14 protein-coding genes and 1 pseudogene are annotated in these 12562 nt (G+C 73.2%); 10 read left to right on the top strand and 5 right to left on the bottom strand.

Annotated elements, in window-relative coordinates:
• Positions 1-59 precede the first annotated feature (59 nt).
• Positions 60-560 (bottom strand): hypothetical protein, encoded by a 501-nt coding sequence (locus tag ABH941_RS34480; protein WP_370133741.1) that lies wholly within the window; start codon positions 558-560, stop codon positions 60-62.
• A gap of 289 nt (positions 561-849) precedes the next feature.
• On the opposite strand from ABH941_RS34480, the gene ABH941_RS34475 reads away from it, so the two are divergent.
• From ABH941_RS34475 to ABH941_RS34450, 6 genes and pseudogenes are all read left to right on the top strand, one after another.
• The gene (locus tag ABH941_RS34475; RefSeq protein ID WP_370133738.1) at positions 850-1746 is read left to right on the top strand and encodes a serine protease; all 897 of its coding nucleotides are present in this window, start codon (positions 850-852) and stop codon (positions 1744-1746) included.
• A 177-nt stretch (positions 1747-1923) separates the two neighbouring features.
• On the top strand, positions 1924-3174 hold the full coding sequence (gene egtA, locus ABH941_RS34470; RefSeq protein ID WP_370133735.1) for an ergothioneine biosynthesis glutamate--cysteine ligase EgtA: 1251 nt from the start codon (positions 1924-1926) through the stop codon (positions 3172-3174).
• On the top strand, positions 3171-4529 hold the full coding sequence (gene egtB, locus ABH941_RS34465; RefSeq protein ID WP_370133733.1) for an ergothioneine biosynthesis protein EgtB: 1359 nt from the start codon (positions 3171-3173) through the stop codon (positions 4527-4529). Before egtA ends, egtB begins: the two co-directional genes overlap by 4 nt.
• Positions 4529-5209: pseudogene (gene egtC, locus ABH941_RS34460) on the top strand (ergothioneine biosynthesis protein EgtC); the annotation flags it as partial. The gene egtB and the pseudogene egtC, both read left to right, overlap by 1 nt.
• A 126-nt stretch (positions 5210-5335) precedes the next feature.
• Positions 5336-6313 (top strand): L-histidine N(alpha)-methyltransferase, encoded by a 978-nt coding sequence (gene egtD / locus ABH941_RS34455; RefSeq protein WP_370134054.1) that lies wholly within the window; start codon positions 5336-5338, stop codon positions 6311-6313.
• Positions 6314-6410: 97 nt separating this feature from the next.
• Positions 6411-7199, top strand: a complete 789-nt coding sequence (locus ABH941_RS34450) for a DUF4389 domain-containing protein (RefSeq protein WP_370133730.1) — start codon at positions 6411-6413, stop codon at positions 7197-7199.
• A 10-nt stretch (positions 7200-7209) separates the two neighbouring features.
• On the opposite strand, the gene ABH941_RS34445 is transcribed toward ABH941_RS34450, so the two are convergent.
• On the bottom strand, positions 7210-7989 hold the full coding sequence (locus ABH941_RS34445; RefSeq protein WP_370133727.1) for an SDR family NAD(P)-dependent oxidoreductase: 780 nt from the start codon (positions 7987-7989) through the stop codon (positions 7210-7212).
• A 121-nt stretch (positions 7990-8110) separates the two neighbouring features.
• Here ABH941_RS34445 and ABH941_RS34440 point away from each other — a divergent pair, with 121 nt between their 5' ends.
• From ABH941_RS34440 to ABH941_RS34430, 3 genes are all read left to right on the top strand, one after another.
• On the top strand, positions 8111-8479 hold the full coding sequence (locus tag ABH941_RS34440) for a hypothetical protein (RefSeq protein WP_370133724.1): 369 nt from the start codon (positions 8111-8113) through the stop codon (positions 8477-8479).
• A 120-nt stretch (positions 8480-8599) separates the two neighbouring features.
• Positions 8600-9163, top strand: coding sequence for a TIGR03086 family metal-binding protein (locus ABH941_RS34435; protein ID WP_370133721.1), 564 nt, complete (start codon positions 8600-8602; stop codon positions 9161-9163).
• Entirely contained in the window at positions 9160-10236 is a 1077-nt protein-coding gene (locus tag ABH941_RS34430; RefSeq protein ID WP_370133719.1) for a sigma-70 family RNA polymerase sigma factor, read from the top strand. The genes ABH941_RS34435 and ABH941_RS34430 overlap by 4 nt, the downstream gene beginning before the upstream one ends.
• A gap of 57 nt (positions 10237-10293) precedes the next feature.
• Here ABH941_RS34430 and ABH941_RS34425 read toward each other — a convergent pair whose 3' ends face one another.
• The gene (locus ABH941_RS34425) at positions 10294-10743 is read right to left on the bottom strand and encodes a DUF2690 domain-containing protein (RefSeq protein WP_370133717.1); all 450 of its coding nucleotides are present in this window, start codon (positions 10741-10743) and stop codon (positions 10294-10296) included.
• Between the two features lie 213 nt (positions 10744-10956).
• On the opposite strand from ABH941_RS34425, the gene ABH941_RS34420 reads away from it, so the two are divergent.
• Entirely contained in the window at positions 10957-11907 is a 951-nt protein-coding gene (locus ABH941_RS34420) for a DUF2690 domain-containing protein (protein ID WP_370133715.1), read from the top strand.
• Between the two features lie 33 nt (positions 11908-11940).
• On the opposite strand, the gene ABH941_RS34415 is transcribed toward ABH941_RS34420, so the two are convergent.
• Both ABH941_RS34415 and ABH941_RS34410 read right to left on the bottom strand, forming a co-directional pair.
• On the bottom strand, positions 11941-12315 hold the full coding sequence (locus tag ABH941_RS34415; protein WP_370133713.1) for a hypothetical protein: 375 nt from the start codon (positions 12313-12315) through the stop codon (positions 11941-11943).
• A 59-nt stretch (positions 12316-12374) separates the two neighbouring features.
• A partial coding sequence (locus ABH941_RS34410; RefSeq protein WP_370133710.1) for a CDP-glycerol glycerophosphotransferase family protein occupies positions 12375-12562 on the bottom strand: 188 nt, incomplete at its 5' end.

Raw genomic sequence — 12562 nt, 5'->3', positions numbered from 1 at the left:
GAATGGCTACCCACCCTGCCGCCCTTGCGCCCGGTTGCGCCCGTGCGCCCGTGCGGGCCTCAGGCGCGGTCGGCGGCGGCGCGGCGGCGCAGGTACACGCCGCCTGCCAGGGCCGCGACGGCCAGTGCGACGCCGCCGGCGATCTCGCCGGCGCTGCCGTCACTGGAGCCGCCGCCCAGGCCGGTGCTGACCGAACCGGCGGGGGCGCTGTCGGCGACGGTGAACTCACCGGCGACGATCCGGCCGCCGGTGGGGCAGCTCCCGACCACGGTGTAGGTACCGGCCTCGGCGGTGCTCGGGATCTTCAGCGTCCCCACCAGCGACATGGTGCCCTCGGTCAGCCTGGTCGACCAGCCCTGGTTCTGCTCGGAGACCCGGATGTGGTCGTCCTTGGGGCAGGTGGTCTCGGCGGTGCTGAGGGTCACCGTGCCGCCGGGTTTGACTGTGCTGGGGCTGGCCTCGATCTGGCCTTCGTTGCCCTCCGCGAAGGACGCTGCGGTCGGCAGGGCGAGAGCGGTGGCGGCGAGGGCACAGACGGCCAGGGTGCGCGCAGTGCGCATGGAACAACCTCCAGGAACGGGGATGCAGGCCGTCCTCGTCGGCGACCCGACGGACCGTTGGCATCTGCGGCCCGCAGACACGACGAGACACTCCGTCCCGGACGCCCGCATCTCGGCGCACCTGCCCGGTTCACACGGATGGTCGCTGGCCGTCCGGGTCGACGGCCGGTGCCCACGGGCTGACCACCCGTCAGCAACGGTGCGGCGGCACTGCTCCGACCGGGGAGATCTCACCCACTTGCCGGTCCCCGTTGGTCGGACGATCCAGGGCGGGCCAGGATGCGGAAATATGACGAACCGTCCGTCGCCGCGAGCCGGTCTGCTGTGGGCCGGCGTGGCCGTGGCGCTGGTGCTGTGCCACGCGGCGCCGGGGGCCGCGTCGAAGAGCCCGGGATCCGGCCACTCCGCGGCGGCCGCGCCGTCGGGCGGGATCCTCCCGGGGGCGGTGCCCGCCCTGCCGCCCGGCACGGACGTCGCCGGGTCCGGCGACGGCGCGAACCTGCCGGAGGTCCGTCCTGCCGGGGTGATTCCGCAGGTGGGAGCGGTGTTCACGACCGTGGACGGCCGTCCGGCGCAGCACTTCTGCACCGCGGCGGTGGTCGACAGCCCCGCCCGGGACCTGCTGGTCACCGCGGCGCACTGCGTGGTGGAACCGGGGCGGGCCTCCGCGGCGGAGGCGGCCGGGTCCGGGAAGTCCCTGCTGTTCGTGCCCGGATACCACGAGGGCCGGCATCCGTTCGGGATCTGGGCGGTGACCGGGGTGGTGACCGACCCGCGCTGGTGGCGCGACGGCGACCCCGACTTCGACGTCGCGTTCCTGACGACCCGTCCGCTGGGCGCGGCCCGCCGGGTGGAGGAGGCCGTGGGCGCGGAGGGGCTGGCCTTCGAACCGCGATGGCACGGTCCGGTGGAGGCGGTGGGCTACCCCCGCACCGGCGAGCGCCCCGTGGTCTGCGCCAACCGGCTGCAAGGCTTCGGAAGCGGCCAGGCGCAGTTCCCCTGCCGGGGGATGACCGGCGGCACCAGCGGCAGCCCGCTGCTGGCCGCGGTGGGCCCGGACGGCCGAGGCACGGTGGTGGGCGCCATCGGCGGCTACCAGTCCGGCGGCTTCACCGCCGACCTGTCGTACTCACCCGGATTCGGCCCGGACATCGCGGCGCTCTACCGCAGCGCGACCGGGGGCTGAGGAACAGCCCGGGGCGGCTTCGAGTTGCGACTGGGGACGGCCCGGTCCTCACTGGTCTGAGTCCCGGGAAACACCGGAACGGTTGCGTATCGGCCATTCCCACCGTGAGCAGGACCCCCAGGCGTACCCGAAGGTGCTCCGGGGTAGAGCGAGCGAGTGACGAGAGGAGCGGATGTCATGGGACACCGCCTGGCGGAGAACGAAGCCCGGGAACACGTCTACGGGATCTGTTTCAAGACCGGCCCACCCCGGCGGACCGGTCTCGAACTGGAATGGCTGGTGCACGACGGCGCGGACGCGCGGCGGCCGGTGCCCCCGGAACGGCTGGACGCGGTCCTGGCGCCGCTGGCGGAGCCGGGCGCGCTGCCGTCCGGCAGCAGCCTGACCCGGGAACCCGGAGGGCAGGTCGAGCTCAGCTCCCTGCCCGCGACCGCTCTGGCGGACTGCGTACGGGCCCTCCGCGCCGACGCCGAGGTGCTGGCCGGAGCCCTGGGCGCCGACGGCCTGGTCCTCGCCGGTGCGGGTCTGGAACCGCACCTGGACCCGCCCCGGGTGGCACAGCACCCCCGGTACCGGGCCATGGAGGCATATCTGGACCGGGTCGGCCCGGCCGGCCGGATGATGATGCGGGCCACGGCCGCCGTGCAGGTCAATCTGGACGCCGGTGACGACTCGGCGGGCACCTCCGGTTACCGCTTCCGCTGGGAGCTGGTGCACCGGCTCGGCCCGGTGCTGATCGCGGCCTTCGCGAACTCCCCGCTGTGGCGGGGCCGGCCGACCGGCTGGCGGTCCACCCGGCGGGCCGTGTGGGAGCGGATGGACCCGCCGCGCACCGGACCGGTGACCCGCAGTGACGACGGCGACGACCCCCGGGCCGCCTGGGCCGACTACGCACTCGACGCCCCGCTGCTGTGCCTGCGCCGCCCGGCCCCGGACGACTGGAACGCCCCGCCCGGGCTCACCTTCCGCGCCTGGACCCGCGGCCCGGACGGGGTCCGGCCGCCCACGCTGGACGATCTCGACTACCACCTGACCACGCTCTTCCCGCCGGTGCGCCCACGCGGCTGGCTGGAGCTGCGGATGATCGACGCCCAGCGCGGCGAGGACTGGGCGGTGGCCGCCGCCCTGGCCGCGACCCTGCTCGACGATCCGGCGGCGGCCGGCGCCGCCTGGGAGGCCACCGAGCCGCTCTGCCGCGACGGCGCCGCCGTGCCGACGCCGGAGCAGTGGAGCCTGGCCGCCCGGCTGGGACCGTCGGATCCGGTGATCGGCAAGGCCGTCCGCGCCTGCTTCAGCGCCGCCGACGCCGCGATGGCCGGCTCCGGCGCCCCCGCCGACCTGCGCGCCGCGCTGGCGGCATTCGCCCTGCGCTATGCCGAGCGGGGCCGATGTCCCGCAGACGACCTCCTGGAAGGGATCCGCGGATGAACCAGCACGACACCCCCGACCTGCGAGACGACCTGCGAGGCGACCTGCGAGCCAGGATCGCGGCCGCCCTGGAGACCGCGCGCCGCCGCACCCTGGCCCTGACCGACTGCCTGGACGAGGACGGTCTCAAGGCCCAGCACTCCCCGCTGATGTCGCCCCTGGTCTGGGACCTGGCCCACATCGGCAACCAGGAGGAGCTGTGGCTGGTGCGCGACGCCGGCGGGCGGGCGGCGATCCGACCCGACCTCGACCCGCTCTACGACGCCTTCCAGCACCCCCGGGCCGACCGGCCCGCACTGCCGCTGCTCGCCCCCGAACCCGCCCGCGCCTACCTGCGCCAGGTCCGCGAACAGGCCCTGGAGGTGCTCGACGGCGCCGCCCTCGATCCGGACGGCCCCCCGCTGCTGGCCGACGGCTTCGTCTTCGGCATGATCGCCCAGCACGAGCAGCAGCACGACGAGACATTGCTCGCCACCCACCAGCTGCGCCAGGGCCCCGCCGTGCTGCACGCCCCCGCGCCGCCGCCCGCGCCCGCCGACGCGGCCGTCCTGCCCGCCGAGGTGCTGGTGCCGGCCGGGCCGTTCACCATGGGCACCAGCACCGAGCCCTGGGCGCTGGACAACGAGCGCCCGGCGCACACCGTCGAACTGCCCGCCTACTGGCTGGACACCGCGCCCGTCACCAACGCGGCCTACCAGGAGTTCATCGCCGACGGCGGCTACACCGACCCGCGCTGGTGGACCCCGGCGGGCCTGCGCCACCGGGAGCAGGCCGGGCTGACCGCCCCGCTGTTCTGGCAGCGCGACGGCGACCGCTGGCTGCGCCGGCGCTTCGGCCGTACCGAGCCCGTCCCCGGCGACGAACCGGTCGTCCACGTCTGCTGGTACGAGGCCGACGCCTACGCCCGCTGGGCCGGACGACGACTGCCCACCGAGGCCGAATGGGAGAAGGCGGCACGGCTGGACCCGGCCACCGGCCGCTCCCGGCGCTACCCCTGGGGCGACGACGACCCGACCGCCGACCACGCCAACCTCGGCCAGCGCCACCTGCAGCCCGCCCCCGCCGGAAGCTACCCGCGCGGCAGCGCCCCCAGCGGCGCCCGTCAGCTGATCGGGGACGTCTGGGAGTGGACCGGCAGCGACTTCGAGCCGTACCCGGGATTCACGGCCTTCCCCTACAAGGAGTACTCCGAGGTCTTCTTCGGCCCCGACTACAAGGTGCTGCGCGGCGGCTCGTTCGCGGTGGACCCGGTGGCCTGCCGCGGCACCTTCCGCAACTGGGACTACCCGATCCGGCGGCAGATCTTCTCCGGCTTCCGCACCGCCCGCGACGCCACCCACGCGGAGACGCGCTGATGTGCCGTCACCTGGCCTACCTGGGAGCGGAGACGACGCTGGCGTCGGTGCTGCTGGAGCCCGAGCACAGCCTCTACCGGCAGTCCTGGGAGCCGCGGCAGCAACGCCACGGCACCGTCAACGCCGACGGCTACGGATTCGGCTGGTACCCCGGCGCGGGCGACCCGGGATCCGACGGGGAGGACACCTGCTTCCGGCACCGGCGGGCCGTCCCGATCTGGGCCGACGCCAACCTCCCCGACCTCGCCCGCGCCGTCCGCAGCCACTCCTTCCTCGCCGCGGTCCGCTCGGCCACCGCCGGAACCACCCAGGACGAGTCCGCCGCCGCCCCCTTCCGCGAGGGTCGCTGGCTGTTCAGCCACAACGGCGCGGTCCCCGACTGGACCAGGCTGCCCACCGCCGGCAGCGGCCTCGACACCGCCGACCTGCTGGCCCTGGAAGCCCGCAGCGACTCGGCGCTGCTGTGGGCCATGGTGGCGCGACGGCTGCGCCAGGGCGAACCCCCGGGGCTGGCGCTGGCCGGCGTGGTCCGCCGGGTCGCCCAGGCCCGCCCGGGGGCGCGGCTGAACCTGCTGCTCACCGACGGCCGCACCATCGCGGCCACCCGCTACGGCGACACCCTCTGGTACCGGCGGGCCGAGGACCACGTCCTGGTCGCCTCCGAACCCCACGACGACGACTCCGACTGGAAGGAAGTCCCCGACCACACCCTGCTCCTGGCCGCCCCGGACGCGGTGCGCAGCCACCCGCTGCGCCCCGTCCGGCCCCACTCGGCACAGCGCCGCCCACACAGCAAGGACGAGAACGTGAACGACTGCTTCAGCATCGAACCGCGACTGCCCTCGGACTACTTCGCCACCACCCTGCGCGCCGACGTGCGCCAGGGCCTGGCGGCGCAGCCGAAGACGCTGCCGCCGAAGTGGTTCTACGACGAACTCGGCAGCAAGCTCTTCGAGCAGATCACCGAACTGCCCGAGTACTACCCCACCCGGGCCGAGCAGGAGATCCTGCAGAAACGGGCCCCCGAGATCGCCGCCATCACCAGGGCCCGCTCGCTGGTCGAACTGGGCTCGGGCTCCTCACGCAAGACCCGGCTGCTGCTGGACGCCCTGACCGCGCTGGGCACCCTGCAGCGCTACTCCCCGCTGGACGTCAGCGCCTCCGCCCTGACGGAGGCCGGCGAGGCGCTGTGCCGCGACTACCCGGCACTGCGGGTCACCGCGGCCGTCACCGACTTCGAGCACGACCTGCCCCTGCACGACGAGCCGGGACCGCGGCTGCTCGCCTTCCTCGGCAGCACCATCGGCAATCTCGACCCGGCCGAGCGCACCGACTTCTACGCGCTGCTGCGCCGCTCCCTCAGCGCGGACGACGTCCTGCTGCTCGGCGCCGACCTGGTGAAGGACCCCGGCGTGCTGGTGGCGGCCTACGACGACAGCCAGGGCGTCACCGGGGCGTTCAACAAGAACGTGCTGCACGTCCTCAACCGCGAACTGGACGCGGACTTCGACCCGGACGCCTTCGAGCACCGCGCGGTGTGGAACGCCGAGGCGGAGCGGATCGAGATGCACCTGCTCTCCCGTACCGAACAGCGCGTCAAGATCCCGGCCGTGGACCTCTCGGTCGCCTTCGCGGCCGGGGAGAGCCTGCGCACCGAGATCTCCACCAAGTTCCGCCGCGAGTCCCTCACCGTCGAACTCGCGGCCGCGGGCTTCACCGTCCGCCGCTGGTGGACCGACCGTGCTTCGCGCTTCGCGCTGCTGCTGGTCCTTCCCAGCAAGTAAGCGGCGGTTTTGGGCCGAACGGGCCTCACCGCGGGTGCGGGCGGCCGATCCGGGGGACGCTGCCCTGAGAACCCCGGCGACGACGGAGGAGTGGGTCATGGCTGAGTACGGCTGGGCGGGAGCGCCGGTCCCCGGGGTGTCCGGCGAGGTCCTTCCGGAGCTGGACGTCCCCGGGCCGGACCAGCAGCGCCGCTGGACGGTGCTGCTGCGGTTGCTGCTGCTGGTCCCGCAGTACGTGGTGCTGTTCTTCCTCGGCATCGCCGGGTTCTTCGCGACGGTGGCCGGCTGGTTCGCCGCCCTGGTGCTGGGCCGGCTGCCCCAGCCGATCGCCTGGTTCCTGACCGGGTGCCTGACGTACCAGACCCGGGTGTACGCGTACGGCATGCTGCTGGTCGACCGCTATCCGCCGTTCGCCTTCACCGCCCCCGAGCACCCGGTCCAGGTGGAGCTGCACCCCGGTGCCCTCAACCGTCTGGCCGTACTGTTCCGGATCTTCCTGCTGATCCCCGCCGCCATCGTGAGCAGCCTGGCCGGCTCCGGCTTCTACGCCCTCGGCATCCTGATCTGGCTGGTGACCCTGGTCCTGGGCCGGATGCCGGAGCCGGTCTTCGGCGCCACCGCGGCCACCGCGCGGTATGCGATGCGCTTCAGCGCCTATGCCACCATGCTCACCTCGGCCTACCCCAAGGGCCTGTTCGGCGACGACTCCCGACTGATGCCGCAGTCCCGCTCGGCCACCCGGCCGCTGCTGCTGTCGGGTTCCGCCAAGATCCTGGTCGTGCTGTTCCTGGTGGCCGGTCTCGCCTCCTCGGCGTTCTCCGGGACCGGGACCGGCACCACGACCAGCGGGAACAACTCCAGTACGGCGTCCGCGTCCGCGCGGTAGCCCCGGCGGTTCAGTGCACCGACAGCCCGCCGTCGACGAAGATCGACTGGCCGGTGACATAGGCGGAGGCACGGCTCGCCAGGAACACCGTCGCGCCTTCGAAGTCCTCGGCCAGGCCGTTGCGTCCGGTCATGGTGCGGGCGGCGAGTGCCGCCACCTGCTCCGGATCGTCGGCCAGCCGGGCGTTGAGCGGCGTCATCACGAAGCCCGGCACCAGGGTGTTGCAGGTGACGCCGGACGGGGACCAGGCCTCGGCCTGGGAGCGGGCCAGCGATTCCAGACCGCCCTTGGAGACGCCGTAGGCGCCGCTCTGGACGAACGCCCGATGGGCCTGTTGGGAGCTGACGTGGATGATCCGTCCGAAGCCGCGCCGGGCCATCGCCGGACCGAAGCGCTGACCCAGCAGGAAGGGCGCCTCCAGGTTCACCGCCATCGTGGTGGCCCAGACGTCCTCGCCCAGCTCGCCCAGCGGCGGCCGCAGGTTGACCCCGGCGCAGTTGACCAGGATGTCGGGTTCGCCGAGGGCGCGGACCGCCTCCTCGGCCGCCGTCCGCACGCCCTCGCGGGTGCCCAGGTCGGCGCTGACCCAGGCCGCGCGGCAGCCGTCCGCAGCGAGCTCGTCGACGGTGGCCACCAGCCCTGCCTCCCGGCGCGCGACCACCACGACGCCCGCGCCGGCCCGGGCCAGAGCACCGGCGACGGCCCGTCCGATGCCGGAACTGCCGCCGGTCACCAGGGCGGTCATACCGTCCAGCGAGAACAACCGGGAGAGATAGGTCTGCGTGATCATGTCCGCACCCTAGACGGTGCCGACGGCGAACCGTCAACCGGCCTGTGACCAGGCCGGATTGTCAGTGCCTCGCGCGACAATGGAGAGCGAGAAAGCCGCTTCAGCCATCACGGAGGCCACGTTGAAGACCGACATCGGCACCGCCCGTCACTTCCTGCCGCCCAACACCCCCAGCGAGGTGTGCCACGAGTTCAACCGGTCCGCGCTGACGGCCACCATCGCCGCCAGGGCCGTCGCTCTGGGGCTGTCCTCGGACCTGTCGGACGTCCAGATGGCCGGACTCGCCCAACTGGTCCGGGACAAGAAGCAGTCCCGCCCGCTGTCCCCGGAGACCAGGGCAGCGGTCCGGGCCGCCCTGCGCCCGGCGCTCAGCGCAGCGGACGAACCTCAGCTGGTCGCCGCCGCGGTGTTCAGCTCGCTCCCGGGGACACCCCTCCGGGTGCGGGACAGCGCGGGCCGCGAGTACTTCCTGGTCGCCGTCCCGGCCTGATGCACGGGGCCTCCGCCATGGATCGGCGGAGGCCCCGTCCGGCCCACCCGATTCCTTTGTCCGTTCCGGTCGGTCTGCACAGGTGGAGACAGAGCTACCACGACCGACGGAGGCGACACCATGAACCCTGCCACCAGCCGACTCGACCGGGCATTCGCGAGTACCCGATCCGTCCTGGCCCACATCCGACCCGGTCACCTGGGCGAGCCCACGCCCTGCGCTTCGTGGGATGTGCGCGCCGTGGTCAACCATGTCATCAGTTCGGCCTACTGGGCGACGGCGTCCATCGGCGTGGGCAGGGAGAGCGGTGACGTGGACTTCGGCTCCGGTGACTTCGTGGCGAGCTACGACGAGTGCGCCCGGATCGCGCTTGCCGCGTTCGGGGCCGAGGGCGTTCTCGAAGCGGCGGTCCGGCTTCCGTTCGGTGAGTTCTCCGGCGCCGAGCTGCTGGGAATGGCCGCAACGGACCAGTTCACCCACGGATGGGACCTCGCCCGGGCGATCGGGCTGCCTACCGACCTGGATCCCGAACTCGCGGACGAGCTGTTCGCCATGACGCAGAAGACGGTCACCGAGGCTTACCGTGGACCGGACGGCGCGGCCCCGTTCGGGCCCGAACTGCCTGTCCCTGCCGCCGCCGGCCCAGCCGACCGGCTGGCGGCGTTCCTCGGCCGCGCGGTGTGACCGGGACTGATGTCCGATCATCGGACACCGATGCACAGGGAGCCGCATTGCCGGACGACGAGACCGACGAGACATTCGTCAGGGAGACCGAGCCGTTCCGGCGAGAACTGCTGGCGCACTGCTATCGCATGCTCGGGTCGGTGCAGGACGCCGAGGATCTGGTGCAGGAGACCTATGTGCGCGCCTGGCGTGGCTACTCCGCCTTCGAACGCCGATCATCTGTGCGTACCTGGCTCTACCGCATCGCCACCAATGCCTGCCTGACCGCATTGGAGCACCACAGCCGACGGGTCCTGCCCTCCGGCCTCGGAGCTCCAGAAGCGGACCCCGGCGCCGCCGTACGGCCGGCAGAGTCGGGGATCGCCTGGCTGCAGCCGCTTCCTGATGTGCTGTGGGCGCCCGACTCGGACGATCCCGAGAACGGCGATCCGGAGAGCATCGTCATCGAGCGGGAGAGCCTGCGGCTGGCGCTCGTTGCCAGCTGGCAGTACCTACCGGGCAGGCAGCGGGCCGTGCTGATCCTGCGCGACGTACTGGCGTTCCCGGCGGCCGAGGTCGCTGACATGTTCGGCATCACGACGGAGGCGGTCAAGAGCACGCTGCAACGCGCCCGCGCCCGGCTCCGGCAGTTGGACGTGGCAGCCGATTCCGTCGCCGGGGCCGCCGAGGTCGCCGAACCGGCGGCCCGCGCGCTGCTCGACCTGTATATCGCGGCCTTCCAGAATGCCGACACCCTGCTGCTCGAGAAACTCCTCTGCCAGGAGGCCACACTGGAGGCCACGCCGTTCCGGACCTGGTTCGCCGGACGCAGCACCTGTGTGTCCTTCCTCGGCAGGCAGATCCTGGGGGCTCCTGGTGACTGGCGCATGCTGCCGACCAGCGCCAACGGGCAACCCGCCGCCATCGGCTACCGCCGGGGCCCGGACGGTGTCCACCGGGCCTACGGAGTGGTGGTGCTCTCCGTCCGAGCCGACGGAGTCGTCGGAGTCGTCTCGTTCGGGGACCCGGCCCTGGTCCCGGCCTTCGGTTTCCCGACGCTGTTTCGGGAATCCCCCGATGCGAAGCAGCCCTGAGGGGCGGGGAGGCGGTTCGCCCGTAAGCGGGCGAACCGCCGAGCACCTGACGGCAGGTCAGCAGGGGCCGTGGTTGGCCGAGTCGCCGACGCGGGTCGTCGTTGCACCCTTGCCGGGGACCATGTTCGAGTAGGCGTAGGTGTAGCCGCTGGGCACGTTGTAGCCCTGCACGTAGGAGGCATAGCAGGTCTGGATGTAGAAGCCGGTGCCGGCCGAGGAGCCGGTGATGCGGACCCAGGAGGCGTTGCAGTAGGCGCTGTACCGGTGTTCCAGCGTGCCCACGGAGGTGCTGAGGGAGTAGATCGTGGTCGCGTCACCGCTGCAGGCCTCGGCGATCGGGTCGAGGCCGTAGCAGCTGGAGCTGTTGTTGTTCCCGCTGCCGTAGCAGGCGGGGATCGTGGCGGCCGAGGCCGTGTGCGTGGCGGCGGTCACGCCGCCGGCGGCCAGCAGCAGGGTTCCGGCTGCGGCGGCGAAGCCGCGCCTCTGGCGGCGTCCGTTGGGCTTCATGGGGTGCTCCTCCCTGGGCCGCGGGCGGGTCCGCGGCGTGCCCGGCGGCGAGTCCGGCGGGCGGATCACAGGCTGGCGGGCGGTGCGTTGCGGGGCCAAGGGTACGGGCGTCCGGAATCTGCGTTCGGCTGCGTTCGGCAGCTTTGAACTGGGCGTTCGGAGACGGGAGTTGGACGCTGGTGGAGGGCGGCGGGGCTCTGTCACTATGGGGACATGACAAACTCTGCGGCTGGCGGCGCCGGATCGGCTGGGGCGCAGGGAGTCGATCCGCGTACCGCGGTCGGGGCGGCGCCGGGGCCGGTCGCGGCTTTCGCGGCGGACCTGCGCGCGCTGCGTGAGCGGGCCGGCTCGCCCAGCTTCCGCCACCTCGCGCGGACTGCCCACTTCTCGGTCTCCACCATGGCCGATGCCACCGCGGGGAAGCGGCTGCCGACCGAGCAGGTGGTTCGGGGCTTCGCGGCTGCCTGCGGAGCGGACGCCGGGCTCTGGGCGGATCGGCTGCGCGAGGCGGCGGCGCAGGCCCGGGCCGGGGCCGCGCCCGCCGTGCCGGGGGAGCCTGTGGTGGAACGCGCTGCGGAGCCCGTCCCGGCCGGAATCGTGCGGACCGGCGGGGCGACCCGCAAGTGGGCCACGCTTGCGGCGGTCGCCGCCGTGCTCTTCGCCGCCGGGTTCGCGTCGTCGGCGGCGCTGTCCGCGGGCGACCCGGCGAGGGCAGCGGCAACCGCCGGTACCGGCAGCACCCCAGCGGTGACGCCCAGTACCGCGCAGCCGTTCGCGGACGGCGCCAGCCCGATCACGGCGGGGTGCACCCGGGACGCCCAACTCCTGGACAAGACACCGCTGATGTTGAACGGCGTCCAGGTGGGCGCCCTGGAGCTGAAGTACTCGGCGTACTGCGGGGCCGGCTGGGCGCGCGCCTACCTCTATCCGGCCGGGGTGCTGGCCGGCCTCGCCGCGCCGACCGGACGCGTGGCCACGGTTACGGTCGCCGCGGGTGACGGCACGTCGAGCAGCTACGCCCAGCCCCTCGACCACCAGGTGCCGGAGTACACCGACGCTGTCCGCCCCCACGGCGGCTGCCTGAGCGCATCCCTGGCGCTGGCGCGCCCGAGTGGTGCCCCGTTGCTGGCGACCATCAGCTGCGACAGCGCGGGGACGCGCTGAGACGACTGAGGCCGCCGACGCCGGTCGGGCGGCTCAAGGGCGCTGCTCGCCGTGGAGGCGCAGGGCGTCGGGCGGGGGGAGCCGTTGCTGCAGCTTCACCAGGGCTGCGGCCTGGCTGACCCGTAGGCGTTGCACGCTCTCGCGGTAGCCGTCGTCGATCGCCCGGGCGTGCCCGAGCCATTTGGCCTCGACGGCCGCGAGGCCCGCCGCGTGCACGGCCTCCAGTCGGCTGATCGTCTGCTGGAACAGCTCCCGCTCCTCGGCCGAGATGCGGCGCTCCTGCGCGGACACCGCCAGGGCCTGTTCCACCAGCGCGCGGTAGGCGCGCAGGCGGCGCCGGTGCAGCAGGGTGAACAGCGGCCACTGCGCCAGTGCGAGTGCGAGCACAGCGATGACGACGACAACCATGCCGCCTCCCCTCCGGAGCAGGACACCAGCGTCTCACCCCGGAGGCGGATGACGAACCGTCAGCCCTGGTCTTCCAGGAGGGCGTCGACGACGCGGGTGGTGGCGTTGCCGTCGTCCCAGGGGCTGTAGGCCTGTTGGTAGGCGGTGTAGGTGTCGGTGTGGGGCTTGGTGGCGGCGTCGATGTCCTGGAGGGCGTGGATGAGGTCGGTGGAGGTGCGCAGGATGGGTCCGGGGGCCTGGTTCTGGT

Origin of the sequence: Streptacidiphilus sp. EB103A, from assembly GCF_041261405.1 — a bacterium.
Classification (GTDB): Bacteria; Actinomycetota; Actinomycetes; order Streptomycetales; family Streptomycetaceae; genus Streptacidiphilus.
The sequence above is the reverse complement of the archived record's forward strand: the minus strand, read 5'-3'. Positions and strand labels throughout refer to the sequence as shown.

Bases quoted from the DNA above. Each gene is read 5' to 3' on its own strand.
- ABH941_RS34480 (WP_370133741.1), bottom strand. From the start codon at position 560: ATGCGCACTGCGCGCACCCTGGCCGTCTGTGCCCTCGCCGCCACCGCT.
- ABH941_RS34475 (WP_370133738.1), top strand. From the start codon at position 850: ATGACGAACCGTCCGTCGCCGCGAGCCGGTCTGCTGTGGGCCGGCGTG.
- egtA (WP_370133735.1), top strand. From the start codon at position 1,924: ATGGGACACCGCCTGGCGGAGAACGAAGCCCGGGAACACGTCTACGGG.
- egtB (WP_370133733.1), top strand. From the start codon at position 3,171: ATGAACCAGCACGACACCCCCGACCTGCGAGACGACCTGCGAGGCGAC.
- ABH941_RS34450 (WP_370133730.1), top strand. From the start codon at position 6,411: ATGGCTGAGTACGGCTGGGCGGGAGCGCCGGTCCCCGGGGTGTCCGGC.
- ABH941_RS34445 (WP_370133727.1), bottom strand. From the start codon at position 7,989: ATGATCACGCAGACCTATCTCTCCCGGTTGTTCTCGCTGGACGGTATG.
- ABH941_RS34435 (WP_370133721.1), top strand. From the start codon at position 8,600: ATGAACCCTGCCACCAGCCGACTCGACCGGGCATTCGCGAGTACCCGA.
- ABH941_RS34425 (WP_370133717.1), bottom strand. From the start codon at position 10,743: ATGAAGCCCAACGGACGCCGCCAGAGGCGCGGCTTCGCCGCCGCAGCC.
- ABH941_RS34420 (WP_370133715.1), top strand. From the start codon at position 10,957: ATGACAAACTCTGCGGCTGGCGGCGCCGGATCGGCTGGGGCGCAGGGA.
- ABH941_RS34415 (WP_370133713.1), bottom strand. From the start codon at position 12,315: ATGGTTGTCGTCGTCATCGCTGTGCTCGCACTCGCACTGGCGCAGTGG.